Source organism: Ramlibacter sp. G4-7, from assembly GCF_057784995.1.
Window position 1 is genome coordinate 12377 of sequence record NZ_JBYNTT010000025.1, and the last position, 25229, is coordinate 37605.

At 69.4% G+C, this 25229-nt stretch carries 28 protein-coding genes; 9 read left to right on the forward strand and 19 right to left on the reverse strand.

Annotated features, from left to right (window positions below):
• Both AC3EGR_RS23615 and lplT read right to left on the reverse strand, forming a co-directional pair.
• Window positions 1-900 (reverse strand): DMT family transporter, encoded by a 900-nt coding sequence (locus AC3EGR_RS23615; RefSeq protein ID WP_488548981.1) that lies wholly within the window; start codon window positions 898-900, stop codon window positions 1-3.
• A complete protein-coding gene (gene lplT / locus AC3EGR_RS23620; protein WP_488548982.1) occupies window positions 893-2176 on the reverse strand; it encodes a lysophospholipid transporter LplT in 1284 nt (427 codons plus the stop codon). The genes AC3EGR_RS23615 and lplT overlap by 8 nt, the downstream gene beginning before the upstream one ends.
• Window positions 2177-2299: 123 nt before the next feature.
• Here lplT and alr point away from each other — a divergent pair, with 123 nt between their 5' ends.
• Window positions 2300-3394, forward strand: a complete 1095-nt coding sequence (alr, locus tag AC3EGR_RS23625; protein ID WP_488549025.1) for an alanine racemase — start codon at window positions 2300-2302, stop codon at window positions 3392-3394.
• A 65-nt stretch (window positions 3395-3459) separates the two neighbouring features.
• Here alr and AC3EGR_RS23630 read toward each other — a convergent pair whose 3' ends face one another.
• The 14 genes from AC3EGR_RS23630 to AC3EGR_RS23695 form a co-directional block, all read right to left on the reverse strand.
• Complete coding sequence (locus tag AC3EGR_RS23630) at window positions 3460-4374, reverse strand: EamA family transporter (RefSeq protein WP_488548983.1); 915 nt, start codon at window positions 4372-4374, stop codon at window positions 3460-3462.
• A gap of 1 nt (window position 4375) precedes the next feature.
• The gene (locus AC3EGR_RS23635; protein WP_488548984.1) at window positions 4376-5350 is read right to left on the reverse strand and encodes a 2-dehydropantoate 2-reductase; all 975 of its coding nucleotides are present in this window, start codon (window positions 5348-5350) and stop codon (window positions 4376-4378) included.
• Window positions 5347-6129: a class II aldolase/adducin family protein gene (locus tag AC3EGR_RS23640; RefSeq protein ID WP_488548985.1), complete on the reverse strand. Its 783-nt coding sequence runs from the start codon at window positions 6127-6129 to the stop codon at window positions 5347-5349. Before AC3EGR_RS23640 ends, AC3EGR_RS23635 begins: the two co-directional genes overlap by 4 nt.
• A 17-nt stretch (window positions 6130-6146) precedes the next feature.
• The gene (locus tag AC3EGR_RS23645; RefSeq protein WP_488548986.1) at window positions 6147-7136 is read right to left on the reverse strand and encodes a Bug family tripartite tricarboxylate transporter substrate binding protein; all 990 of its coding nucleotides are present in this window, start codon (window positions 7134-7136) and stop codon (window positions 6147-6149) included.
• Window positions 7137-7164: 28 nt separating this feature from the next.
• On the reverse strand, window positions 7165-8880 hold the full coding sequence (ilvD, locus tag AC3EGR_RS23650) for a dihydroxy-acid dehydratase (protein WP_488548987.1): 1716 nt from the start codon (window positions 8878-8880) through the stop codon (window positions 7165-7167).
• Window positions 8881-8882: 2 nt separating this feature from the next.
• The gene (locus AC3EGR_RS23655; protein ID WP_488548988.1) at window positions 8883-9692 is read right to left on the reverse strand and encodes an HpcH/HpaI aldolase family protein; all 810 of its coding nucleotides are present in this window, start codon (window positions 9690-9692) and stop codon (window positions 8883-8885) included.
• Window positions 9693-9702: 10 nt separating this feature from the next.
• Complete coding sequence (hpaH, locus tag AC3EGR_RS23660; RefSeq protein WP_488548989.1) at window positions 9703-10506, reverse strand: 2-oxo-hept-4-ene-1,7-dioate hydratase; 804 nt, start codon at window positions 10504-10506, stop codon at window positions 9703-9705.
• On the reverse strand, window positions 10503-10907 hold the full coding sequence (locus AC3EGR_RS23665; RefSeq protein WP_488548990.1) for a 5-carboxymethyl-2-hydroxymuconate isomerase: 405 nt from the start codon (window positions 10905-10907) through the stop codon (window positions 10503-10505). Before AC3EGR_RS23665 ends, hpaH begins: the two co-directional genes overlap by 4 nt.
• Window positions 10908-10932: 25 nt before the next feature.
• Complete coding sequence (gene hpaD, locus AC3EGR_RS23670; protein ID WP_488548991.1) at window positions 10933-11859, reverse strand: 3,4-dihydroxyphenylacetate 2,3-dioxygenase; 927 nt, start codon at window positions 11857-11859, stop codon at window positions 10933-10935.
• A gap of 39 nt (window positions 11860-11898) precedes the next feature.
• Entirely contained in the window at window positions 11899-13356 is a 1458-nt protein-coding gene (hpaE, locus tag AC3EGR_RS23675) for a 5-carboxymethyl-2-hydroxymuconate semialdehyde dehydrogenase (protein ID WP_488548992.1), read from the reverse strand.
• A 4-nt stretch (window positions 13357-13360) separates the two neighbouring features.
• Window positions 13361-14113, reverse strand: a complete 753-nt coding sequence (locus tag AC3EGR_RS23680; RefSeq protein WP_488548993.1) for a fumarylacetoacetate hydrolase family protein — start codon at window positions 14111-14113, stop codon at window positions 13361-13363.
• Window positions 14110-14733: a fumarylacetoacetate hydrolase family protein gene (locus AC3EGR_RS23685; RefSeq protein WP_488548994.1), complete on the reverse strand. Its 624-nt coding sequence runs from the start codon at window positions 14731-14733 to the stop codon at window positions 14110-14112. The genes AC3EGR_RS23680 and AC3EGR_RS23685 overlap by 4 nt, the downstream gene beginning before the upstream one ends.
• Window positions 14730-15161, reverse strand: coding sequence for a homoprotocatechuate degradation operon regulator HpaR (gene hpaR, locus AC3EGR_RS23690; protein WP_488548995.1), 432 nt, complete (start codon window positions 15159-15161; stop codon window positions 14730-14732). The genes AC3EGR_RS23685 and hpaR overlap by 4 nt, the downstream gene beginning before the upstream one ends.
• Before the next feature lie 126 nt (window positions 15162-15287).
• Window positions 15288-15572: a cupin domain-containing protein gene (locus tag AC3EGR_RS23695; protein ID WP_488548996.1), complete on the reverse strand. Its 285-nt coding sequence runs from the start codon at window positions 15570-15572 to the stop codon at window positions 15288-15290.
• Window positions 15573-15595: 23 nt separating this feature from the next.
• Here AC3EGR_RS23695 and radA point away from each other — a divergent pair, with 23 nt between their 5' ends.
• From radA to waaF, 5 genes are all read left to right on the forward strand, one after another.
• Window positions 15596-16981, forward strand: a complete 1386-nt coding sequence (gene radA / locus AC3EGR_RS23700; protein WP_488548997.1) for a DNA repair protein RadA — start codon at window positions 15596-15598, stop codon at window positions 16979-16981.
• Window positions 16982-16997: 16 nt separating this feature from the next.
• Window positions 16998-17426 carry a glycerate kinase gene (locus AC3EGR_RS23705; RefSeq protein ID WP_488548998.1) on the forward strand — a complete coding sequence of 143 codons (429 nt, stop codon included), beginning with the start codon at window positions 16998-17000 and terminating at the stop codon, window positions 17424-17426.
• A gap of 39 nt (window positions 17427-17465) precedes the next feature.
• Complete coding sequence (locus tag AC3EGR_RS23710; RefSeq protein WP_488548999.1) at window positions 17466-18404, forward strand: branched-chain amino acid transaminase; 939 nt, start codon at window positions 17466-17468, stop codon at window positions 18402-18404.
• A 2-nt stretch (window positions 18405-18406) separates the two neighbouring features.
• Window positions 18407-18628 carry a zinc-finger domain-containing protein gene (locus AC3EGR_RS23715; protein WP_488549000.1) on the forward strand — a complete coding sequence of 74 codons (222 nt, stop codon included), beginning with the start codon at window positions 18407-18409 and terminating at the stop codon, window positions 18626-18628.
• A 63-nt stretch (window positions 18629-18691) separates the two neighbouring features.
• On the forward strand, window positions 18692-19669 hold the full coding sequence (gene waaF / locus AC3EGR_RS23720; protein WP_488549001.1) for a lipopolysaccharide heptosyltransferase II: 978 nt from the start codon (window positions 18692-18694) through the stop codon (window positions 19667-19669).
• A 64-nt stretch (window positions 19670-19733) separates the two neighbouring features.
• Here waaF and AC3EGR_RS23725 read toward each other — a convergent pair whose 3' ends face one another.
• Window positions 19734-20591: a LysR family transcriptional regulator gene (locus tag AC3EGR_RS23725; protein ID WP_488549002.1), complete on the reverse strand. Its 858-nt coding sequence runs from the start codon at window positions 20589-20591 to the stop codon at window positions 19734-19736.
• A 65-nt stretch (window positions 20592-20656) separates the two neighbouring features.
• Between AC3EGR_RS23725 and AC3EGR_RS23730 the strand changes: the two genes are divergently transcribed.
• The 3 genes from AC3EGR_RS23730 to arsC are packed head-to-tail and all read left to right on the forward strand — an operon-like array spanning window position 20657 to window position 22896.
• Window positions 20657-21841: a YbfB/YjiJ family MFS transporter gene (locus tag AC3EGR_RS23730; protein WP_488549003.1), complete on the forward strand. Its 1185-nt coding sequence runs from the start codon at window positions 20657-20659 to the stop codon at window positions 21839-21841.
• Window positions 21834-22442 (forward strand): carboxymuconolactone decarboxylase family protein, encoded by a 609-nt coding sequence (locus AC3EGR_RS23735; protein ID WP_488549004.1) that lies wholly within the window; start codon window positions 21834-21836, stop codon window positions 22440-22442. The genes AC3EGR_RS23730 and AC3EGR_RS23735 overlap by 8 nt, the downstream gene beginning before the upstream one ends.
• Before the next feature lie 25 nt (window positions 22443-22467).
• Complete coding sequence (gene arsC / locus AC3EGR_RS23740; protein ID WP_488549005.1) at window positions 22468-22896, forward strand: arsenate reductase (glutaredoxin); 429 nt, start codon at window positions 22468-22470, stop codon at window positions 22894-22896.
• Between the two features lie 240 nt (window positions 22897-23136).
• Here the strand turns inward: arsC and AC3EGR_RS23745 are convergent, their stop codons facing one another.
• Together AC3EGR_RS23745 and AC3EGR_RS23750 are read right to left on the reverse strand one after the other, a co-directional pair.
• Window positions 23137-24327 carry a sensor histidine kinase gene (locus tag AC3EGR_RS23745; protein WP_488549006.1) on the reverse strand — a complete coding sequence of 397 codons (1191 nt, stop codon included), beginning with the start codon at window positions 24325-24327 and terminating at the stop codon, window positions 23137-23139.
• A gap of 19 nt (window positions 24328-24346) precedes the next feature.
• Window positions 24347-25060, reverse strand: coding sequence for a response regulator (locus AC3EGR_RS23750; protein WP_488549007.1), 714 nt, complete (start codon window positions 25058-25060; stop codon window positions 24347-24349).
• Between the last annotated feature and the right edge of the window lie 169 nt (window positions 25061-25229).

Genomic DNA, 25229 nt, shown 5'->3' on the forward strand with positions numbered 1-25229 from the left:
CTATTGTGCGCCGCCACGCCCGCGGGCGCGAGGCCAGGCCGACCAGGCGGCGGCCCCGAGGATCAGCGCGCCGCCGGCCAGGGTGCGGGGCGTGAGCTGCGCCGCGCCCAGCGCCACCGAGGAGAGGCTGGCGAACACCACCTCGGACAGCATGACCAGGGCGGTCGTGTGCGCCGGCAGGCGCGAGGCGCCGTACTGCAAGGCGAGGTTGGCGGCCAGGAATCCCGCGGCAAGCAGGAGCGCCAGCAGCCAGCCGCTGCCATGCAGCATGGGCAGCGGCGCGATGCCGCCGTGTTGCGTGCCGGCGAAGGCGACGCCGCCGGCCAGCAGCATGCCGCCGCCGAACATGGCGAGCACCCGCGAGCCGGCGGTCACGAAATTGAGGCGGCGCAGCATGACGTTGGTGAGCGCGAAGCTGAAGCCGCCCGCCAGCGCCAGCCACTCGGGCAGCACGCGCGGCCAGGGCAGGCCGGTGCCGGCCGTATCCAGCACGGTGGCGACGCCTGCCAGCGCCAGCAGCAGCCGGCCCAGACCCGCCGCCGACGGCCGCTCCCCCAGCAGCAGCCAGGCGAGCAGCACCGACCAGGCGGGCATCAGGTAGAACAGCAGCACCACGCGCACGACGTCGCCGATGCTGACCGCCCAGTTGAAGCCGACGTTGGTCAGCCCCGCCGCGAGCGCCAGCAGCCACAGCCCCGGCGTGCGCAGGAGCTCCGGCAAGGCCGCGGGCCGCAGCAGCGTGAAGCCGACGAAGGCCACCAGGTAGACGAGGGCGGTGGACCACAGGGCATGCATGCCCTGGTCCTGCAGGGAGCGGAAGGGCCACCAGGAGCAGCCCCAGACGAAGGCATTGACGACCAGCGCCAGCACCGGCGCCAGCCGGCCACCGCGTTCAGCCATGCACGTTGTCGTGCCGGGCGATCTCCAGGAGGTGATCCACTTCGTCCTTGTGCACGACGCAGTTGCGCTTGTGCCAGCGCTGGATCAGCCACATCACGCCGGCGACCACGAGGCCGAACGCCGTGATCGCGCCGAACGCGGACAGGCCCAGGCCGGCCGACAGGCTGTAGAACGCGCCCAGGCCCAGGATGCAGGCCTGCTCGTTGAAGTTCTGCACTGCGATGGACCGCCCGGCGCCCATCAGGTTGTGGCCGCGGTGCTGCAGCAGCGCGTTCATCGGCACGACCAGGTAACCGCCCAGTGCGCCCATGAGGATCAGGAAGGGGGCGGCGAGCCAGGCGTTGCCGATGAAGTTCATGCAGACGACCAGCAGGCCCATCGCGATGCCCAGCGGCATGACGCTGGTCGCACGGTCCAGCCGCACGCGGATCGATGCGGCAATCGCGCCGACGGCCGTCCCCAGCGCGACGACGCCGCTCAGCGAGGAGGCCTGGGTCGTGCTGTAGCCCAGGGCGGCGGCGCTCCACGCGAGGATGATGTAGCGCAGGTTGCCGCTCACCCCCCAGAACAGCGTCGTGGTCGCCAGCGAGATCTGGCCGAGGCGGTCGTGCCACAGCCGGCCGTTGCAGCTCCAGAAGTCCGGCACCAGTTCCAGCGGGTTCTTGGGCAGCGGCCGCATCTCGACTTCGGTGCGCGGGATGCGTGTGTTGAACCAGGCCGCCAGGGCGTACACGAAGATCAGGACCGAGATCGCGGCTTCGGGCGGCGTGTCGACACCGGTGGTGAGGAGGGGGAGGTCCAGCGCGAGCATGCGCGAGGACAGCGCGTGGCCCACGAGCTGGCCGCCCAGCAGGATGCCCAGGATGATGGAGGCGATGGTGAGCCCCTCGATCCAGCCGTTGGCCTTCACCAGCTGCGAAGGCGGCAGCAGTTCGGTGAGGATGCCGTACTTGGCGGGCGAGTAGGCGGCTGCGCCCAGGCCCACGATCGCATACGCCAGCAGCGGATGCGAGCCGAACAGCATCATGAGACAGCCCACCACCTTGATGGCGTTGCTGTAGAACATGACCTGTCCCTTGGGTTTGGCGTCGGCAAAGGCGCCGACGAAGGGAGCCAGCACCACATAGAACAGCGCGAACATGGGCACCAGCGCCGCCGCCTGCCAGGGCGCGGCACGGGAGGACTTGAGCAGTTCGACCGCCGCAATGAACAGCGCGTTGTCGGCAAGCGACGAGAAGAACTGCGCCGCCATGATCGTGTAGAAACCGCGCTTCATGCGTGCGTGTGTAGGCGGGGCCCCTGTTCCTGCGGACGGGGCCCTTCAAGGTTGTGCTGTCTCCCAGGGACACGGGGTTATATCACGCTGGGTAATGACAGAATGGCATCGAAAGCCCCCGTCATGCCGCGTCCCATCCTCGCCACCATCCACACCGAGGCCCTGCGCCACAACCTGGAGCGCATGCGCGCCGCCGCCCCCGACGCGAAGGTCTGGGCGGTCGTCAAGGCCAACGCCTACGGCCACGGCATCGAGCGGGTGTACAGCGCGTTGCGGGGCGCCGACGGTTTCGCCCTGCTGGACCTGACCGAGGCCGAACGGGTGCGCGCCCTCGGCTGGCGCGGCCCCATCCTGTTGCTGGAAGGCGTGTTCGAGCCGCGCGACCTGGAGCTGTGTTCGCGCCTGGGGCTCTGGCACGCGGTGCACTGCGACGAGCAGATCGAATGGCTGGCCGCGCACAAGACGCAGGTGCCGCACCGCGTCTTCCTCAAGATGAACTCGGGCATGAACCGCCTGGGCTTCGGGCCGCAGCGCCTGCGCTCGGCCTGGGCGCGGCTGGACGCGTTGCCGCAGGTGGAGGAGATCTCGCTGATGACGCATTTCAGCGATGCCGACGGCCCGCGCGGCATAGCCCACCAGCTGCGCGTGTTCGCCGAGACGACCCGGGACCTGCCCGGCGAGCGCTCGCTGTCCAACAGCGCGGCTTCCCTGCGCCACGCCGCCGACCCCTCGGTGCGCGGCGACTGGATCCGCCCCGGCATCGCCGTGTACGGCAGTGCGCCGGACTTCCCCGAGCACGACATCGCGCACTGGCAGTTGCAGCCCACGATGACGCTCGCCAGCCGGATTCTTGCAGTGCAGCAATTGCGGGCCGGCGACACGGTGGGCTACGGCTCCAGTTTCACCGCCGAGGCGCCGGTGCGCATCGGCGTCGTGGCCTGCGGCTATGCGGACGGATACCCGCGGCACTGCACCACGGGCACCCCGGTGCTGGTGGATGGCGTGCGCACGCGCCTGGTCGGGCGGGTCAGCATGGACATGGTGGCCGTGGACCTGGGCCCCGTCCCCGAGGCCGGGTTCGGCAGCGAGGTCACCTTGTGGGGACGCGCCTCGAATGGCGCGGTCGTGACGATCGACGAGATCGCCGCCAGCGCCGGGACGCTGGGCTACGAGCTGATGTGCGCGCTGGCGCCGCGGGTGCCGGTGGCGGTGGAGTGAGCGGAGGCGGTGGGGGTTCGCTGAGGCGGACGGTGAGCGGAGCTAACCGCACCGCGCCATTCCGATCACTTCTTGCGCAGCCCCAGCGCCATCACCGCCCCCACCACCAGCAGGGCCCCGCCCACCTGCACGGGCGCGATCGCCTGCCCCAGGATCAGCCACGCCAGCACCAGCGCGAACACCGGCTCCACGTTCATGATCGCGGAGTTGCCGACCACGCCCAGGCGCGGCAGCACGGTGAACATGATGGTGAAGGCGGTGCCGTAGAGGAAGGTCAGCGCCGCCAGCCCGCCCCAGCCCGCCGGCGCCGTCGGCAGGTGGAAGCCGCCTTGCGACACGACCATGACCAGCGCCACCAGCCCCGCGATCGACATGGTCGTGGCCGTGCGCACGCGTCCGTCGACGTCGCCCGCTTCGTGCTGCGTCAGCACCAGGGCCAGCCCGAAGGTCGCCGCGGCCGCGAGCGCGAAGCCCACGCCGGCGCCGATGCGCGCCCACTGGCCGGAAGCGCCGAGGCCCGAGGTCGCGCCGAACACGTCCAGCGCCAGCGCGAGGCCGACCAGGATGACCGGCATCGCCACCAGCATCGCTTTCTCCGGCTGCTTGCGGTACACGACGAAGGACCAGAACGCCGTCCAGATCGGGTAGGTGTTGAAGGCCAGCAGCGCCAGCGCCACCGGCAGCCGCGCGACCGCGGAATACAGGCACAGGCTCTGCACGCCGATCAGCAGGCCGATCGCGGGCAGGGAGCGCTTGTGCCGCGCCGTGAAGCGCACGCGCACACCTTGCGAGGCCAGGATCGCGACGATCACCAGCGCCGTCACCGTGCTGCGGAAGACGACGGCGGTCGCCACGTCGGCGCCGTTGTTGAAGGCAATGCGCGCCGCCACGTGGTTGGCGCCCATCATCAGGGCGATCAGCAGCAGCGTGGCAAAAGCGGCGCCGCTGATGGCGCGCGCCGGCGCCGGGATCGCCGCCATCTCAGTACAGGCCGTGCACGCGGGCGTGCAGGCGGGACAGGCCCAGCAAGGCGTCGGTGAAAGGGGTGGGCACGCCGGTCATTTCGCCGAGCTCCTTCACCACCGCCACCAGCGCATCGATCTCCACCGGCTTGCCGGCTTCGACGTCCTGCAGCATGGACGGCTTGAAGGACCCGAGCTTGCGCGTGACCTGGTGCCGGTCCTCCGGCGTCTGCGCGATCGGGATGCCGATGCGCGCGCCGATCTCGCGCGCCTCCAGCATCACGGCGGAGACAAAGCCGCGCACGAGGTCGTCGCCGAGGATCAGGTCGGTGGTGGCGCCGGTCATCGCACTGATCGGATTGACCGTCATGTTGCCCCAGAGCTTGTACCAGGCGTCCTTCTGGATCTGCTCGGACAAGGTGGCGTCGAAGCCGGCCTTGCGCAGCAGTTCGACCAGTTGCAGCACCCGCTGCGACTTCGCCCCGGACGGCTCGCCCACGATCAGGCCCTTGCCGAAGTGGTGCTGCACGAAGCCGGGGCCGCGCAGCGCGTTGCTCGCATGCACCACGCAGCCGATGATGTGCTTGGCCGGGATGGCTTGCGCGATGGAGCCTTCCGGATCGATCGTCTTGAGTTTGCGGCCCTGGTAGTCGCCGCCGAAGCCCTGGAAGAACCACCAGGGCACGCCGTTCATGGCGGTGAGCACCATGGTGTCCGTGCCGAGCAGCGGGCGGATGGCTTGCGCGACATCGGCCATGGCCGGCGCCTTGACGGCCACGACGACCAGGTCCTGCACGCCGAGGTCGGCGGGCGAAGCACTGGCCTTGACCGGCACGGTGAGCGTCTCGCCGGCTTCCTGCAGGCGCAGCCCCTCGGATTGCAAGGCCTGTAGCGTGGCGCCACGCGCCACGACGCCCACCTCGCAGCCCGCGCGCGCGAGCTTCACCCCGATCCAGCCGCCGATGGCGCCGGCGCCGTAGATGCAGACCTTCATGATTTGTAGCTGGTGCCCGAGCGCTGTTCCACCATCCGTGTCATCGCATCGAAGACGTCCTGCCCGGCGCCGAAGCGCTGGTCGAACTGGAAGGAGTCGACCGTGGTCTTCCTGGCCACCGCTTCGGGGATGGCGATCGCCTTGCCCAGGGCCGCCTGCGCGACCTGGATGTCGCAGGCGCGCTGCAGCGTCCACAGGCGCACGAAAGTCAGGGGCAGGGTGGGGCCGGCCGCCAGCAGCCCGTGGTTGCGCAGGATCATCAGCGGCTTGTCGCCCAGGCTGGCCAGCAGGCGCGGCGCCTCGTCGGCGTGGATGGTGATGCCCTCGAAGTCGTGGTACGCCACCATGTCGTGCAGCTGCGCCGAATAGAAGTTGTTCTGCGCCAGCCCGCCTTCGGTGCAGGCCACCGCCAGCCCGTTGGTGGTATGCGTGTGCATCACGCAGTGCGCCTGCGGAATGCTGTCGTGGATCGCGGCGTGGATGGTGAAGCCCGCGGGATTCACCGGCCACGGGTTGTGCGCGTCCAGCTTGTTGCCGTGCACGTCGATCTTGAGCAGGTTGCTCGCGGTGACCTCGGCGTAGTGCAGCCCGAAGGGGTTGATCAGGAACTGCTTCTCGCCGCGGGTGACGCTGTCGGGCAGCCGCACCGTGATGTGGTTGTAGATCATCTCGGCCCAGCCGAGCATGTCGAAGATGCGGTAGGCGGCGGCGAGCTGCACGCGCGCGGCCCACTCCTCGGGGTGCATGTCCGGTGCGCGGTTCTGCAGGACGGCGTTCATGGTCGGTCTCCCCGGGTTCAGCCCTCGGCGGTGAAGCCGACCTGCTTGACGATGGGTGCCCACTTGGCGGTGTCGCGGCGCAGCAGGTCGGTGAGTTCCGCCGGCGTGGACGACATCGCTTCGAGGCCGAAGGTGGCCAGGCCGTCGACGACGTCCTTGTGGGCCAGCGCCGTCTTCATGGAGGCGTTCAGGCGCGCGACGAGCTCGGGGCTGGCCTTGGCCGGCAGGAAGAAGGCGAACCACTCGCTGTGCGTCAGCGTCGGGAAGCCCTGTTCGGCGTAGGTGGGGACGTCGGGCGCGAAGCGGCTGCGCTTGCTGCCGGAGGTCGCCAGGAGGCGGACCTTGCCGGTGGCCAGGTGCTGCGTCAGGTCGCCGATGGGGCCGGAGACGGCGGAGATGTTGCCGCCCACGAGGTCCAGCATCGCGGGCTGCGTGCCGCGGTAGGCGGCGTGCTTGAGTTCCACGCCGCCGACCTTGCCGAGCAGCGCGCCGATGAAGTGCGGCGTGGACCCGGCCGCGGGCGACCCGAAGTTGCCGCCCTGCGGGTTGGCCTTTACCCAGCTGACGAAGTCGCTGACGCTGCGCACGCTGGCGGGCACCGCGGGTCCGACCGCGAGGCCGAAGTCGAACACGCAGCCCAGCGTCACCGGCGTGAGGTCCGCCAGCGGCTCGTACGGCAGCTTCTTGTAGATGTGCGGATAGATCGTGAGGATGGAGGTCGGCGTCTGCAGGATGGTCGTGCCGTCCGGGGCGGCCGCCTTCACGGTCGTGACGGCGATCTGGCCGCCCGCGCCGGTCTTGTTCTCGACCACCGCCACCTTCGCGAAGTCGCCCTGCAGCCTCTGCGCCACGCGGCGGCAGGTGGTGTCCGAGGTGCCCCCGGCGGCGAAGCCGGTGACGATCTTGGTCGTTTCGATCTGCGCCTGGGCGAAGGCATCGCGGCCGATGGCGGCGAGCAGGGCGGCGGCCCCGGCGGATTGCAGGGCCTGGCGGCGGTTGACGGTCATGGTGTCTCCTCGGTTGGGGGTTCGTGGTTCAGGATTCGTCCCGCAGCCAGACGACGCCACCCGAATGGGTGACGGCGCCCTGGCGCGCGGGCCGCACGGTCGCGGCGTATTTTTCCAGCAATCCGCCGCGCGGCTGCGGCCGGGGTTCGCGGGCGGCGAGGCGCTGGGCCACCTCGGCATCCGACAGGTCCACGCGAATGCTGCGGGCCTGCGGCCGCGCGTCGATGTGGATGCGGTCACCGTCGCGCAGCGCCGCGATCGGCCCGCCCGCCGCGGCCTCGGGCCCTGCATAACCGATGCACAGCCCGCGGGTCGCGCCGGAGAAGCGGCCGTCGGTGAGCAGGGCGACCCGGTCGCCCATGCCTTGCCCGTACAGTAGCGCGGTGATGCCCAGCATCTCGCGCATGCCGGGGCTGCCGCGCGGACCTTCGTTGCGGATCACGATCACGTCGCCGGCTTCGTAACGGCGGTTCTGCACGGCGGCTTGCGCTTCCTCTTCGGATTCGAAGACCCGCGCCGGCCCGCTGTGCACCAGCGCCTGCAGGCCGGCGACCTTCAGCAGCGCGCCGTCCGGGCAGAGATTTCCCTTCAGGACCGCGACGCCACCGTCGCGCGAGATCGCTTCCTCGACCTTGCGCACGACGCGGCCGTCCGGCTGCGCAGCATCCGCGAGTTCCTCGGCCAGGCTGCGCCCGGTCCAGGTCAGCGCATCGCCATGCAGGTGCCCGCCACGCAGCAGTTCGCGCAGGATCACCTGTGCACCACCGGCGTAGTAGACGTCGCGCGCGAGGTACTGGCCGCCGGGGCTCAGGTTGCCGATCAAGGGCGTGCGCGCGAAGACCTCGGCGACGTCGTCGAGGTGGAAGCGGATGCCGGCCTCGTGCGCGATGGCCGGCAGGTGCAGGGCGGCGTTGGTGGAGCCGCCGGTGGCCGACACGACGGCGCACGCGTTCTCGAGCGCCTTGCGGGTGACGATGTCGCGCGGCAGCGGCGCCTCGCCCATCACCGCAGCCATCAGCTGCCGGCCGGCCCGGCGCATCAGCGGCGCGCGTTCGCTGAACACGGCAGGAACCATGGAGGAGCCGATCGGCGCCAGCCCCAAGGCCTCCGACACCATGCCCATCGTGTTGGCGGTGAACTGCCCGGCGCACGCGCCCGCGGTGGGCAGGCAGGCATGGCTCATGTCCGCCAGGTCGTCCTCGCTGGCCGCGCCGGCCAGCACCTTGCCGATGGTCTCGTAGGTGTTGACGACGTTCACGTCGCGGCCCTGCAGCTGCCCCGGGATTGCCGCGCCGCCGTGCACGAACACGCCGGGCACGTTGCAGCGGACGATGCCCATCATGAGGCCGGGCAGGTTCTTGTCGCAGGCGCCGATCGCGAAGATGCCGTCCCACTGGTGGCCGCGCGTCGACGCCTCCACGCTGTCGGCGATCAGTTCGCGCGAGATCAGCGAGAAGCGCATGCCCGAATGGGCCATCGTCAGGCCGTCGGAGATCGAGACGACCGGGCACTCGTGCGGCATGCCGCCCGCGGCGTAGATGCCGGTCTTGGCGTGCTGGGCCTGCTCGCGCAGGTTCATGTTGCACGGGCTCATCTCGCCGCCGGTATGGAACACGCCGACGCGCGGGCGCTGGAGCTCCTCCTCGTCCAGCCCCAGCCCCAGCAGGAAGCTGCGCGTGGTGGCGCGGATCAGGCCTTCGGAGATGGTCGACGAACGGAAGCGTCGCCTGGGGCTTTCGGCCATGGTCAGTAGTTGCCCTTGGCGGCCGGCTGCGCCGCGGAGCCCTTGAATTTGGCCGACAGCGCGCTGGTGGACTTCACCAGCAGGTTGCTGTCGGTGCCCACGGCGATGAAGGTGGCGCCCATCTCGATGTGCTTGCGCGCCAGCGGCTCGTCGAGCGTGAGGATGCCGATGGCCTTGCCCGCCTTCTTGATGCGCGCGAACAGGTCTTCGTGCAGCTTCAGCATGTCGGAGTGCCAGGGATCGCCCACGTGGCCGAAGGCGGCGGAGAGGTCCGACGGGCCGATGAAGACGCCGTCGACGCCGTCCACCGCGGCGATCGCGTCGACGTTGCGCACGCCTTCCTGCGTCTCCACCTGCACCAGCAGGCAGACCTCGCGATTGGCTTCCTTGGCGTAGGCCGCGTTGCGCCCCCAGCCCGAGGCGCGCGTCGCCGCCATGCCGCGAATGCCCTCGGGCGGGTAGCGCATGCAGCGCACCAGCTCGCGGGCCTGTTCCGCCGTTTCCACCATCGGCACGAGCAAGGTCTGGATGCCGACGTCGAGGTATTGCTTGATGAGCGCCTGCCCCACGTAGCCGTGGCCCATGGGCACGCGCGCGATGGCGTGCACGCCGGGGTAGGCCGCGATCACCTGCGACTGCTGCATCAGGTTCATCGGGTCGTTGGGCGTGTGCTCGGCGTCGAGCAGCAGCCAGTCGAAGCCGGCGGCCGCGCAGATCTCGGTGTTCAGCGGGCCCATGAGGCTCACCCACAGGCCGACCTGGGTGCGCTTTTCGGCGATGGCCTTCTTGAAGGCGTTGACGGGGGTTTTCATTCGGGTCTCCTCAGACGAAGCGGAACTGGAAGCGGCCCAGGGGCCCGTAATCGGCATCGAACAGGTCGCCGCGTTTCGCGGCCACCGGGCGCGTGAAGGAACCTGCGAGCACGACCTCGCCGGCCTCGAGGCACTCGCCCCAGGGTGCGAGCTTCTGCGCCAGCCAGGCGATGCCCACGGCGGGATGGCCTTGCACGCCGGCGGCGAGCCCGGTCTCCTCCACCACGCCGTTCTGGCGCAGCACCGCGCCCACCCAGGGCAGGTCGACCTCGTGCGGCTTCACCTTGCGGCCGCCCAGCACGATGCCGGCGTTCGCTGCGTTGTCGCTGATGGTGTCGTAGACCTTGCGCATCACCTTGGTGTGGCGGTCGAACTGCTCGATGCGCGCGTCGATGATCTCGATGGCCGGCTGGACGTGGTCCGTCGCTTCGAGCACCTCGTCGACGCCGACCTGGGCGCCCTGCAGCCGGCGCTTGAGGACGAAGGCCAGCTCCACCTCTACGCGCGGCGCGATGAAGCGCCCGGCCGGGATGTCGCCGGGCTCGAAGAACATGTCGTCCAGCAGCGTGCCGTAGTCCGGCTCGTCGATCTGGCTGGACTGCTGCATGGCGCGCGAGGTCAGGCCGATCTTGTGGCCGCGCACCTGCCGCCCTTCGGCGATCTTCATTGCCACCCACGCGCGCGAGACGGCATAGCCGTCCTCGATGCTCATGCCCGCGTGGCGCCTGGAGAAGTGCTCCACCTGCACGCGCGACTTCTCGCTCTCGTGCAGCTCGCGGGCGAGCTGCTGGACCAGTTCCGGTGAAAAGCTCATTTGTTGAACAGCGGGTGCAGCGTGCTGTGCTTGGCGTCGTAGACCTGGCCGGGGCTCTCGTCGATCTGCAGGGTGATGCCCAGCAGCTCCTGCTCGAAGATCGGCGCGAAGTGCTGCCTGACCACGTCCATCAGGTCGTCGCCCGCCTTCTTCTTCACCGCCTCACTGCGCCCCATTCCCATGCGGACGTTCAGGTACATGAAGCCGTAGTCCCCCTTGCCGTCCGCCACCGCGGAATGCGCCGCCGGATAGGCCAGCACCCGGGTGCCGCCCGTGGGGAACACCTGCCTGCCCTGCTCATCGAGCACGGTGAGCATGCGATCCGCGAGCTTGCGGCACAGCGCGCTCACGTCCGTCTTCTTCTCGATGTCGGGCGTGTAGAGGATGACGCAGTGGGGCATGACGAATTGGGGTCAGATTCCAATTTCACAGACGCTGGGCGACGTTGGTGTAGCCCTCGGCCGATGAGGCCTGCGCCTTGGGGATCGCGTTGCCGCTCACCGGCGTGACCGGGAACACGGCGTTGATCTGGCCCGTGCCGGAGGCGCCGAAGTAGGGAGTCACCACTTCAGCCTTCCCCTTGTACTCCGACCAGCCCAGCGCGCCTAGCAGCATCGCCGTGTCGTGCATGAAGCCTTCGCCGTGGCCCTTGGCCGCGTACTCCGGCAGCATCCCGCAGAAGGCCTGCCACTCGCCGGCCTGCCACATGCGCACGACCTCGTGGTCGAGCTGCTCCAGGAAGGGGCTCCAGATCCTGAACGCGTACTCGGGCGCGAGCCCGTTCTGCGCGAAGCGGTGCGACAGGGAGCCGCTGGCGAAGAAGGCCACGGTGCCGTCGTAGTGGTCTTCCACCGCGCGCCGCATGGCCCAGCCCAGCCGCGCGCTGTCGTTCAGGTAGTGCGCCATGCACAGGGCGGAGACCGACACCACCTGGAAGTGCTGGTCCTGGTTCATGTAGCGCATGGGGACCAGCGTGCCGTACTCGGGATGCAGCGTGGTCGCCTCGTGCGCCAGCGTCTCCACGCCCCACTCGTTGCAAACTTCCGCCAGCAGCTTGCCCAGCTTCGGATTGCCGGGAAACGCGAACTCCATGTTGGCGATGAAGTGCGGCAGTTCGTTGCTGGTGTAGCGGCCCTGGTAGTGCGGCGAACACAGCACGTGGTAGTTGGCATTGACCAGCCAGTGCGTGTCGAACACGACGATGGTGTCCACGCCCAGCTCCCGGCAGCGCCGGCCGATCTCCCTGTGCCCGTCGATCGCGTCCTGCCGCGTGCCCTGCCGCGCGCCGGGCAGCTCGCTCAGGTACATGGAGGGAACGTGCGTGATCTTCGCTGCCAGCGCCAGCTTACCCATGCGACCTCCGCGCTCCCGCGGTGAATGCTTTCCTGGCCATCAGGTCCCCCAATGCGGGATGTGGTGCGACCCGAGCGACACGGCGATGTTCTTCGGCTCCAGGAACACCTCGTAGCTCCAGGTGCCGCCCTCGCGCCCGGTGCCCGAGGCTTTGGTGCCGCCGAAGGGCTGGCGCAGGTCGCGCACGTTCTGGCTGTTGACGAAGCACATGCCCGCCTCGATCGCCGCGGCCACGCGATGCGCCCGGCCCAGGTTCTCGGTGAACACGTAGCTGGAAAGCCCGTAGGAGATGTCGTTGGCCAGCCGCACGGCGTCTGCTTCGTCCTCGAAGGGGATCAGGCAGGCGACCGGCCCGAAGATTTCTTCCTGCGCGATCCGCATGCGGTTGTCGACGTCGGCGAAGACGGTGGGCAGCACGTAGTTGCCCTTCTTCACGCGGTCGGGCAGCAGCGGAGCGTCCAGGCCGCCGCAGAGCAGCGTCGCGCCCTCCTTGGGCCCGAGCTCGATGTAGCTGCGGACCTTGGCCAGATGCCCTTGCGAGATCATCGGCCCGACGATGGTGTTCTCGTCCAGTGGATCGCCCACGGCGATCTTCTTGGCCCGCGCGACGAACTTCTCGACGAAGCCCGCGTAGACCGACTTCTGCACCAGGATGCGGCTGCCCGCCGTGCAGCGCTCGCCGTTGTTGGAGAAGATCATGAACACGGCGGCGTCGAGCGCGCGCTCCAGGTTCGCGTCCTCGAAGACCACGAAGGGCGACTTGCCGCCCAGCTCCATGCTGAATTTCTTGAGGCCCGCTTCCTTGACGATGCGGTTGCCGGTTGCCGTGGAGCCGGTGAACGAAATGGCGCGCACGTCGGGATGCCGCACCAGCGGCTCGCCGGCTTCCTTGCCGTAGCCGTGCACGATGTTCAGCACGCCGGCCGGGATGCCCGCTTCCAGCGCGAGTTCGCCCAGCCTCGCGGCCGTCAGGGGCGAGAGCTCGCTCATCTTCAGCACCGCGGTGTTGCCGAAGGCCAGGCAGGGCGCCACCTTCCAGGTCGCGGTCATGAACGGGACGTTCCAGGGCGAGACCAGCGCGCACACGCCGACCGGATGGAACAGCGTGTAGTTCAGATGCGTGGGGGTGGGGTAGGTGTGGCCGTCCACGCGCACGCACATCTCGGCGAAGTAGTAGAAGTTGTCGGCCGCCCGCGGCACCAGCTGCTTGCCCGTCTGCGCGATCACCTGTCCGGTGTCGTCCGTCTCGGTGCGGGCGATCTCGGGCACGTGCTGCGCGATCAGGTCGCCGAGCTTGCGCACCAGCCTGGCCCGCTCGGTCGCGGGCAGGGACGACCACTTCGGGAACGCGTCCTTCGCCGCCGCCACCGCGGCATGCACCTCGGCCTCGCCGCCGGAAGCGACTTCCGCCAGCACCTCCTGCGTGGCCGGATTGACGGTGGTGAAGTAGTCGCGGCCGGCAACGGGCTTGCCGGCGATCAGGTGCTCGATCCGCATGATGTCAGGTGCTGATGGTGTTGGTGAGCGCGCCGACGCCCTCGATCTCGGTCACGACGACGTCGCCCGGCTGGCAGTCGACGACGCCGTCCGGCGTGCCGGTGAGGATCAGGTCGCCCGGGTTCAGCGTCATCAAGCCGGAGAAATACTCGATGAGGAAGGGCACGTCGAAGATCATGTCCTTCGTGCTGCCTTCCTGCGTGAGCTTGCCGTTGACGGTGGTCTTGAGCGCCAGCGCCATCGGGTCGGGCACGTCGGCGGTGTCGACCAGCCAGGGGCCGATCGGCGTCGTGGCGTCGCGGTTCTTCACGCGCAGGTTGGGCCGGTACCAGTTTTCCAGGTAGTCGCGGATCGCGTAGTCGTTCGCGACCGTGTAGCCGGCGATGTAGTCGTAGGCGTCGCCGCGCTGGACCTTCCTGGCCTTGCGGCCGATCACCACCGCGAGCTCGCACTCGTAGTGCATGAACTTCACGCCGGCCGGGCGTTTCGTGAGCTGGCGGTGGCCCGTGAGCGAAGCCTCGCCCTTGAGGAAGGCCAAAGGCTCCTTGGGCGGCTCCTTGAAGGCGAGCTCCCTGGCATGGTCGGCGTAGTTCAGTCCCAGGGCGATCACGGTGCGGGGCTTGTCCACGGGCGCGAGCGGCGGCAGCCAGGTGACCTGGTCCTGCCAGAGCCGGCGACCGTCCTCCAGCACGACCTGGCCGTCGCGCTCCGTCGCGTTGTGCACCATGCCGTTGACGATGACGCGCGCGCGCTTCATGCGGCCTCCGCGACGAAGGTGTTGGTGAGGGTGCCCAGCGCCGGCATCTTGATGTCGACGCGGTCCCCGGCGCGCACCAGCGGCCGGCCCACGTCGCAACCGAGCATGAGCATGTCGCCTTCCAGCAGCGTCATGAACTCGCTGACGTCGGCCAGCAGCTGGTCGGCGGGGCGCACCAGCTGCGAGAAGCGCACGGTCTGCTTCAGCTCGCCGTTGACGCGCACCTCCAGCTTGAACACGGCCGGATCGCCCGCCTCGTTGCGGGCGCGGATGCGGTCGCCGATGCCCAGGAAGCCGTCGCGCGCGTTGAACTTCACCGGCGGGCGGTAGAAGTTGTCGTGCGGCAGGGTGACGTCGTTCATCAGCACGAAGCCGGCGATCTCGCGGGCCGACTTCATCACCATGGCGACGGTGGCGCCGACGGCCACTTCCTGCACGCCGGCCGGGATGGCGATGCTGCCGCCGTTCTCCGTCCAGGTGTTCGCGGGCTTGACGTACAGCACGGGCGCCTGCGGCGGCGCGTTGTACGGCGCCTGGTTCATCTTGTCGCCCAGTGCGTCCAGCTCGCCGCGGAAATTCATCAGCGTGCCGTAGACCGTGCCTCTCCTGACCAGGCTCATGGTTGTTCCAGTGCGATGAGTTCATCCAGCAGCTCGTAGAGCTGCACCAGTTTCTGCTTGCCCAGCGACTTCTCCAGCCACTGGTAGTGGCCCTCGATGGTGTGCGACAGGCGCTCGACCATCTTGCGTCCCCTGGGCGTGGCCTCGATCACCGTCCGTCGCTGGTCCGCCGGGTCGCGCTCGCGGCGCACGAGCCCGTCGCGCTCCATGCGCGCAAGCACGCCCGTGAGGCTGGGGCCGAGGATGTAGGCCTCGCGTGCTACACGCCCGGTCTCCACGGTGCCGTGCTCGCCGAGCACGCGCAGCACCCGCCACTGCTGGTCCGACAGTCCGTGCTCGCGCAGGCTGGGCCGGGTGTGGGTCATCACCGTTTCCCGTGCCTGCAGCAGCAGGCGCGGGAGGTTGCGATGGGCGAAGGTGGTACTCATCCGTGCAATCGGGGCAGTGACGCGATCGAGATATTTAACATGTTAAATGATCGGCGTCGTGCGTCAAGCGGGGAAACGCGGCGGCGATGCCGGAACCGGCGGACGGGAGGAAAGGGCCGCGCTGCCTCAGGCGTTGCTGCGCGCCACCCAGTAGGTGGCGCCTTGCGGGCCGTAGCGTTCGGCATGCGGCGCGTTCGCGGGAACGTCGAAGCGGTCGCCGGCCTTCAGGTGCTGCGTGACGCCGTCCCGCGTGAGCCACATCTCTCCTTGCACCACCAGGGCGCGGGCGCGAAACGGGTGGCTGTGCGTGTCCAGCACCGTGTCCGGCTCCCAGGAGCGCGCGATCACCTCGGAACAGCCCAGCGCGCGTTGTTCGGCCTCGAACTCGGAGAAGCGCTGCGGGGTGCTCATGCGGACCATCCTACACTCGGCGCATGGCCAAGGACAAGACGATCTACACCTGCACCGAGTGCGGGGGCAGCACGCCCAAGTGGCAGGGCAAGTGCCCGCATTGCGCGGCCTGGAACACGCTGATCGAAGGCGTCGCGGAGCCCGCCGCCGGAACGCGCAACCGCTTTGCCTCCCTCGCGCCGGCGTCCGAGGTGGCCGTGCTGGCCGACATCGAGGCCGCCGACGTCCCGCGCACGCCGACCGGCATCGATGAGCTCGACCGGGTGCTGGGAGGCGGCATCGTGGAAGGCGGCGTGATCCTGATCGGCGGGGATCCGGGGATCGGCAAGTCCACCTTGCTGCTGCAAGCGGTCGACGGCCTGCAGCGCTCCGGGATCCCGACCTTGTACGTGACGGGCGAGGAAAGCGGCGCGCAGGTCGCGCTGCGCTCGCGCCGGCTGGGGCTGGACCACTCGCAGGTGAAGGTGCTCGCCGAGATCCAGCTGGAGAAGATCCAGGCCACGATCAACGCGCAGCAGCCCGCGGTGGCCGTGATCGATTCGATCCAGACCGTGTATTCGGACCAGCTCACGTCGGCGCCGGGGTCGGTCGCGCAGGTGCGCGAATGCGCGGCGCACCTCACGCGCGCGGCCAAGTCGGGCGGCACGACCATCGTGCTGGTGGGCCACGTCACCAAGGAAGGGGCACTGGCCGGTCCGCGCGTGCTGGAGCACATGGTCGACACGGTGCTGTATTTCGAGGGTGACACGCATTCGAGCTTCCGCCTGGTGAGGGCGATCAAGAACCGCTTCGGCGCCGTCAACGAGATCGGCGTCTTCGCGATGACGGAAAAAGGCTTGAAGGGCGTCGCCAACCCGAGTGCCATCTTCCTGTCCCAGCACAGCGAGCCCGTGCCCGGAAGCTGCGTGCTGGTGACGCTGGAAGGCACCCGCCCCATGCTGGTGGAGATCCAGGCGCTGGTGGACAGCGGCGGCCCCAGCCCGCGGCGGCTGTCGGTCGGCCTGGACCGCGACCGCCTCGCCATGCTGCTGGCGGTGCTGCACCGGCATGCGGGCGTGGCCTGCATGGACCAGGACGTGTTCGTCAACGCGGTGGGCGGCGTGCGCATCAGCGAGCCGGCGGCGGACCTGGCGGTGATGCTGGCCATCGCGTCTTCCCTGCGCGGGCGGGCCCTGCCCAAGGGCTTCATCGCCTTCGGCGAGGTCGGACTGGCGGGCGAAGTCCGGCCGGCGCCGCGCGGCCAGGAGCGGCTGCGCGAGGCGGCCAAGCTCGGGTTCTCCATCGCCATCGTGCCCAAGGCCAATGCGCCCAAGGGCGGGCGCGCGGCGCCGCGCGAGCTGGAAGGCCTCACCATCCACCCGGTCGAGCGGATCGAGGAAGCGCTGGAAGTGGTGCGGAGTTTGGCGTGAAGCACAATTCCGCCCCATGAATTTCCAGAAGATCGTTCTCCCCATCCTGGGCGCGGTGGTCGTGGCCGTCGCCTGGCGCGGCTACGGCTGGCCCGGCGTCGCGCTGGCCGGCGGCGGCATCGTCATGTGGATGCTGCTGCACTTCACGCGCATGATGAAGGTGCTGCAGCGTGCGTCCAACCGGCCCGTGGGCTATTGCGACAGCGCCGTGATGCTCAATGCGAAGCTGCGTCCCGGCGTCAACCTGCTGCACGTGGTCGCCATGACGCGCGCCCTGGGCGAGCAGCTCAGTGCCAAGGAGCAGCAGCCGGAGATCTACCGCTGGACCGACGGCAGCGCGTCCAACGTCACCTGCGAGTTCGCCCACGGCAAGCTGGCGAAGTGGGAGCTCTTCCGCCCGGAGCAGCCGGCCGGGGGCGGGCAAGGGGAAAGTCCCGCGCCGTAAAATGCCCGGTTCCGCGAATCCACAGGACAAGGACCCCCCATGAGCCCGGTAGTACCCTCGATGGCCGACCGTGACGGCAAGATCTGGATGGACGGCGAGCTGGTCGACTGGCGCGACGCCAAGATCCACGTCCTCACCCACACGCTGCACTACGGCTGCGGCGCGTTCGAAGGCGTACGCGCGTACAACACGGTCAATGGCACGGCGATCTTCCGCCTGCAGGAACACACCGACCGCCTGTTCAACAGCGCCAAGATCCTGCGCATGCAGATGCCCTTCTCCAAGGAGCAGGTCAACGAAGCGCAGAAGCAGGTGGTCAGGGCGAACAAGCTGGAGTCCTGCTACATCCGGCCGCTGACCTGGATCGGCTCGCAGAAACTGGGCGTCAGCCCCAAGGGCAACCAGATCCACCTCATGGTCGCGGCCTGGGCCTGGGGCGCCTACCTGGGCGAGGAAGGCATGCAGCGCGGCATCCGCGTCAAGACTTCGAGCTACACGCGGCACCACGTGAACATCACGATGACGCAGGCCAAGGCGGTGAGCAACTACAGCAACTCCATCCTGGCGAACATGGAGGCGCTGGACGACGGCTACGACGAGGCACTGCTGCTCGACAGCTCCGGTTTCGTGAGCGAAGGCGCCGGCGAAAACGTGTTCGTCATCAAGGACGGCGTGGTCTACACGCCCGACCTGTCGGCCGGCGCGCTCAACGGCATCACCCGCAACACCACGCTGCACATCTGCAAGGACCTCGGCATCGAGGTCGTGCAGAAGCGCATCACGCGCGACGAGATCTACATCTCCGACGAGTGCTTCTTCACCGGCACCGCGGCCGAAGTCACGCCCATCCGCGAGCTCGACCGCGTCGAGATCGGCATCGGCCGCCGCGGGCCGATCACGGAGAAGATCCAGAACGCGTTCTTCGACATCGTCAACGGCCGCAATCCCAAGTACGCCCACTGGCTGACCCGCGTCTGAGCATGAGCACCCCAACGAGGAAAGAGGCGGTCGTCGAACTGGTGGCCAAGGACCTGAATGCCAATGGCGGCATCTTCTGCCCGAGCCCGCGGGCGGACATGAAGCTGTGGAACAGCCACCCGCGCGTGTACCTGGACGTCGCCCAGAGCGGCGCGGCCAAGTGCCCCTACTGCGGCACGGTGTACAAGCTGCGGGAAGGCGAACATTTCGGCGGCGGGCATTGAACATGGCATTGCGGGCTTGACCCGCAGTCCAGCGATCCCGGGTCGGGCCCGGGATGACAGGCCGTGAGCCGCTCGCTCATCATCGCCCCCCAATGGATCGGTGACGCCGTCATGACGGAGCCGCTGATGCGCCGCCTGCGCGCGCGCGGCGAGCATCTCACCGTGGGTGCGCTGCCCTGGGTGGCGCCCGTCTATCGCGCCATGCCGCAGGTCGATGCGGTCGTCGAGTTTCCCTTCCGCCATGGCGGACTGCAGCTGCGCGAACGGCGCGCCTTCGGCAAGCAGCTGCAAGGACAGTTCGACACGGCCTACGTGCTGCCCAATTCGCTCAAGAGCGCGCTGCTGCCTTTCCTGGCGGCCATCCCGCGCCGCGTGGGCTACCTGGGCGAGGCCCGCGTGGGCTTGCTCACGCACCGGCTGAAGAACCCGAAGGACAGGCCGCCGATGGTGGCGTTCTATTCGGCCTTGAGCGGGGAGGGCGGCGTCGAAGCCGATCGTCCTCGCCTCGCCTTGCCGGACGCGCAGGTCGACGCGGTCCTGCGCGCGCAAGGCCTGGCCCGGGGCACCTACGTGGTGATGGCCCCCGGCGCGGAATACGGTCCCGCCAAGCGCTGGCCGCACTTCGGCGCGCTCGCGGCGCAGCTCGATCGCCCCGTGCTCCTGCTCGGTTCGGCCAAGGAGGCGCCACTGTGCGAGGCCATCGCGGCGCAGGCGCCCGAGCGATGCCGCAACCTGGCGGGCCAGACCTCGCTGATGGATGCGTTCGCCCTGATCGCCGGCGCGGGCCACATGGTCAGCAACGATTCGGGGCTGATGCACGTCGCCGCGGCCTTCGGCGTGCCGCAGGTCGCGCTGTTCGGATCCTCCAGCCCCTTGCACACGCCGCCCCTGAGCGAGCGGGCGCAGGTCGTGTGGTTGAAGCAGGATCCGGGCTACACGCCGCCGCTGGATTGTTCACCGTGTTTCCAGCGGGAATGTCCGCTGGGGCACTTCCGCTGCCTGAACGACGTGTCGCCGGAACGCGTTCGCGCGTTGATGTGAACGGGCGGCGGGGTTCGCCGGCGCCCACCGGCCGCGGCTTCGCCGAAGCGAAACCTCACCGAAGCTAGGCCAGCAGCTCCTGCAGCCGGCCCAGGCTCGTCGACGCCTCGCCGTGCCACACCAGGTGCGTATGGTTCCTGCGCACCTTCGCCGGCAACTCATGCTGCCGCACGTCCTGCGCGGCCTTGAGCGCCACCAGCAGCGAACGCGGCACGATGGCGAAACCGGTGCCGGCGGCAACACAGGCGATCATCGCCTGGTAGGACTGGAACTCCAGCGTGCGCGCGGCAGCCAGGGAAGAGGCGCCCAGCCACTCCTCGACGCGGCGCCGGTAGGAGCAGCCGCTGGCGAACGCGATCAGGGTCATCCCTTGCAGGTCCGACGCGCGCCGCACCGCGTCCACGTCCTTGCCCGTGATCAGCACCAGCTCCTCCTCGAACACCTTGCGCGAGGCCAGCGCGCCCGGCGTGAAGGGTTCGGACACGAACGCGGCCTCGATCTCGAAATTGGCCACGCGCTGCAGCAGCGCGCCCGTGGTGCCGGTGACCAGTTCCACCACCACGCCGGGATGCTGCTTGTGGAAGCGCGAGAGGATGGGCGCCAACCGGCTGCCCGCCGTGCTCTCCAGGGAACCGATGCGCAGCACGCCCATCGCCCGTCCGCTCCTGACCTCGCTCTCCGCTTCATCGGCCAGCCGGAACAGGCGCTGCGCATAGGACAGCAGCAGCTCGCCCTCGGGCGAGAGCACGAGGCCGCGGCCCTGCTTGCGAAACAGCGAGCGACCCAGGCGCTGCTCCAGCTGCTTGATGCGGGTGGTGACATTCGACTGCACGCGGTTGAGTTTGCCGGCCGCGCGGATCACGCCGCCTTCCTGCACCACGGCACGGAAGATCTCCAGGCTGTCCAGGTCTATGCTTCTCATGGCGAGAACGATGCTCCAGATTTATTCATTTGTGGGGCTGCGGCATTGTCGGTCTAATCGCTTCCATGTCCAAGGATCCGGGTCCCCGCGCGCTGGCCATCGCTGGCCTGCTCTCGCTGGCCGTCGCGATGGGCATCGGCCGCTTCGCCTTCACGCCGCTGCTGCCGCTGATGGCGCGCGAAGGTCACCTGGACCTGGCGCTGGCCGGCTGGATCGCCGCGGCGAACTACGCCGGCTACTTCGCCGGGGCGCTCACCGCCGCCCGCCTGCCTCTCGATGCGCGTGCCCTGTCCGTGCTCGCGCTGGCGCTCACGGCAGCCACCACCGCCGCCATGGCGTGGCCGTCGCAGCCCGCGTGGCTGGTCCTGCGCTTCCTCGCGGGAGCGGCATCCGCGTGGGTCTTCGTCGCCACCAGCGTGTGGTGCCTGGGCGCCCTCGCGCGCCAGGGCCGCGGCGACCTCGGCGGCCTGGTCTACGCCGGCGTGGGATGCGGCATCGCATTCACCGGCCTCTACTGCCTGCTGGCCGGCGGCCTCGGGCTGCCCGCCGGCACGCTGTGGATCCACCTGGGCCTGCTCTCGCTGCTGCTGGCGCTGCCGGCGCTGTGGATCAGCGCGCGGGTGGCCAGCAACCCGGCGGCGGCCGCGACGCAAGCGGCGCCGCCGGCGCAGGACAGCGGCACGCGCGGGCTCATCGCCTGCTACGGCCTCATGGGCTTCGGCTACATCCTGCCCGCGACCTTCCTGCCCGCGCTGGCGCGCGGCGTCGTCGACGATCCGCGCCTGTTCGGCCTCGCCTGGCCGGTCTTCGGCGCCACCGCCGCCCTCTCCACGGTGCTGGCCGGCTGGTCCCTGCGGCGCGCGACGCGCCTGCAAGTGTGGGCCGCCAGCCAGCTCCTCATGGGCGTGGGCGTGCTGCTGCCCAGCCTGTGGGTGAACGGCGCCACGATCGCACTCTCGGCGCTGCTGGTGGGCGGGACCTTCATGGTGATCACGCTGGCCGGCGTGCAGGAGATGCGCGCCCGCGCACCGCAGCAGGCGGCACGCCTCGTGGGCCGCATCACCGCCGCGTTCGCGCTCGGCCAGATCGCCGGGCCCGTGCTCTCCGCGCTGCTGCTGCAATCCGCGACACTGGCGCCGCGCGGACTCGCGCTCTCCTTGCAGGCCGCCGCGCTGTGCCTGCTCGCGAGCGGCGCATGGCTGTGGCGCCGCGCTTTTCACACGACTTCCCGGGAGACCGTCCATGCCTGATTCTTCGCCCCTGCCGCAAGGCTATGCCCACGCTGGCCGCGAGCGCCTGCCCATGCCCAGCGAGGCGGACATGACGCCGGCGCAACGCGCTGCGGCGCAGTCGCTCATCGACAGCCCACGCAAAGGCGTGTACGGGCCCTTCCTGCCGCTGCTGCGAAGCCCCGCGCTGCTGGAGCGCGCGGCGAAGATGGGCGAGTACCTGCGCTTCGAGAGCGTGCTCGATGCGCGCGTGCGTGAGCTGGTCACCTGCGCCGTCGCCCGCCACGTGAGCAACCAGTTCGAGTGGACCATGCACGCGCCGCTGGCGATCAAGGCCGGCGTGTCGGAGGCGAGCATCGAGGCGCTGCGCCTGGGTGCGCGTCCGAAGCAGTTGCCGCCCGACGAGGAGGCGGCCCTCGATTTCACGCGCGAGCTGCTGGACACGCATGGCACCAGCGATCCCACTTACGCCAGCGCACTGCAGGCCTTCGGCGAACAAGGCGTGGTGGAGCTTGCCACGCTGATCGGCTACTTCACCATGGTGTCCTGGCTGATGAACGTGGCGCGCACGCCGGCACAGGCCAGCGCCACCGGGCCCGGCATCGCCGCATTTCCAGCTTGAGCGGCGGACGCGGCATCATGGGCGCATGGCCGACATCACCATCTTCCACAACCCCGCCTGCGGCACCTCGCGCAACGTGCTGGCGCTCCTGCGCCATGCAGGCCTCGCACCGACCGTCGTCGAGTACCTGAAGACCCCGCCCAGCAAGGAGCAGCTGCGCGCGCTGTTGCGCGACATGGGCATTTCGGTGCGCGCCGTGCTGCGGGAGAAGGGGACGCCTTACGGCGAGCTGGGCCTGGCGGATCCCAAGTGGACCGACGAGCAGCTGCTGGACTTCGTCGTGCAGCACCCCATCCTGCTGAATCGGCCGATCGTGGTCACGCCGCTGGGCACCAAGCTGTGCCGGCCTTCGGAGGAGGTCCTGGAGATCCTGCCGGTGGGTCCCCTGCCGCCCTTCACCAAGTCCGACGGAGAGCAGGTGCTCGATGACGGCAGGCGCCGCGCCCGGACCTGACGCGGCAAAAAAAACAGCCACCTTGCGGTGGCTGTATCAAGTCCTTGGAAGGACGTCGTTGGGAGACTTGAATCCCGGATGTCCGACGATGCGTGACAGATGCATGTATCTTTGTTCGGCCGGTTGCTTGCGTCCATCCTCCTTTCGGGGGATGCCTGGGGACGCCACCGGCGCTGGCAAGAACATCTTCGTTATTTTCCCAGCCTTTGGCGAGGGGGCCGCCGGATCTATTACTGGAGGTTACGTTTGCTCACAGGGGAGGCTGAGCACGAAGCAGGCGCCGCCGCCGGGGTTGGCTTCGCATCGCGCACTGCCGCGGTGCCTCTGGGCGATGGAACGCACCAGCGCGAGGCCCAGCCCGACGCCGCCTTCGCGCTCGCTGGCGCCGCGCAAGCGGTAGAAGGGCTCGAAGATGCGTTCGCGTTCCGGTTCCGGCACGCCCGGCCCGCGGTCGCAGACGCGCACCTCGGCCACGGCGCCGCTGCGCGCCACGCTGACGATCACGGGGCCGCTGCTGTAGCGCCTGGCGTTTTCCAGCAGGTTGCGGATCGCGCGGCGCAGGAGTTTCGCCACGCCTTCGACCACCACGGTCTGCGTCGATTCCGGCGCGTCGAGCTCGGCACCGGCCCGGGCACTTTCTTCCGCGGCCAGGCCGGTCAGGTCCACGGTTTCCACGGTCCCCACGTCGGCCTCCCGCGTATCGAGACGGCTGGCGAGCAGGATCTCGTCGATGAGCTGGTCCAGCTCGGCGATGTTGCGGGTGATCTCGTCGCGGGCCCGGGGCGAGGGCTCGGGAACCATCAGCTCGAGCCCCATGCGGATGCGAGCCAGCGGCGAGCGCAGCTCGTGCGACGCATTGGCCAGCAAGGACTTGTTGGCCTTGAGCAGGTGCTCCACCCGCTCGGCCGCATGGTTGAAGCGGCGGGCGAGGAAAGCCGCCTCGTCGTGCCCGTTGTCCGGCACGCGCACGCTCAGGTCGCCTTCCCCCCATTGCTCCACGCCGCGGCGCAGCTCTTCCAGCCGCAGCGTCAGCCGCCGCACGATCGGGTAACTGCCCAGCGCGACGGCAATGGCGACCACGCCCAGCATCCACAGGAAGCCGCTCGGTCCGCGCGGCGGCCAGATCCGTCCGCCATCGGCGGTCTGGCGCTGGCGCGGCGGCAGTTGCACCGTGATGGTCCGGCCGTCCTTCAGGGGCACCTCGAACTCGATGCCCTGGCCCCGGACGCGATTGGGCCGGACCATGCTGGAGCCGATCACCTGGTCCTGCTCGTCGCGGATGACGACCTCGCGCGCCGGTGCCTGCTGCTGTTCGAAGCTCTGGCGCATCAGCCAGCCGAAGGCGACCGTCAGCAGGCCCACCGCCACGATGACGGCGAGCCAGATGCGCAGGTAGAGGGGGAAGCGCCAGTGCGCGTTCCAGGCAGTCATCGAGCGAAGTGTGCCCTGTTCAGTCCTGCTGCTTGGCGAACACGTAGCCGACGCCGCGCACGGTCAGGATCCGCTTGGGGATCTTGGGGTCGGCCTCGATGGCCGCACGGATGCGGCCCATGTGCACGTCGATCGAGCGGTCGAAGGCCTCGAGCTCGCGCCCGCGCACCGCTTCCATGATCTGGTCACGCGTGAGCACGCGGCCGGCGCGCTCGGCCAGCACCACCAGCAGGTCGAACTGGTAGGAGGTCAGGTCCGCCATCCTGCCGTTCACCGCGACCGTGCGGGCGTCGCGGTCGATTTCCAGCGAGCCGAACTTCATGGTCTTGGCCGGCGGCGGCGTGCCGTCGGCGCGGCGGCGCAGGATGGCGCGGATGCGCGCCAGCAGCTCGCGCGGCTCGAACGGCTTGGGCAGGTAGTCGTCCGCGCCCAGTTCCAGGCCGACGATGCGGTCCATGGGGTCGCCCTTGGCCGTGAGCATCAGCACCGGCACCTTGCCGCTTTCGCCCGGAAGCGCACGCACGCGGCGGCAGACCTCCAGGCCGTCGATGTCCGGCAGCATCAGGTCCAGGACGACGAGGTCGGGCGTGTTGCCGGCGGGCGGGTCCTCCAGCAGGTCGAGCCCGGCCCGGGCGTCGGCCGCGTGCGTGACGCCGAAGCCGGATCGCTCCAGGTACTCGCCCACCATCCGGGCGAGGCGGGTGTCGTCTTCGATCATCAGGAGTTGCTGCATGTGGAAATACTACTGTTGTGGGCACCGACGAGTGCCCGTCCAGCCCATGGTCCCGCCCGGCCATCGACTCCTCTTGTAGGGGCCGTAAAGTAAAGTAAACGCCGGTCTCCAATCGCCCGCTGCATGGGAGGCGACATGCGCCGAGCCGCGCGATGCCGGCTCGCTTCTC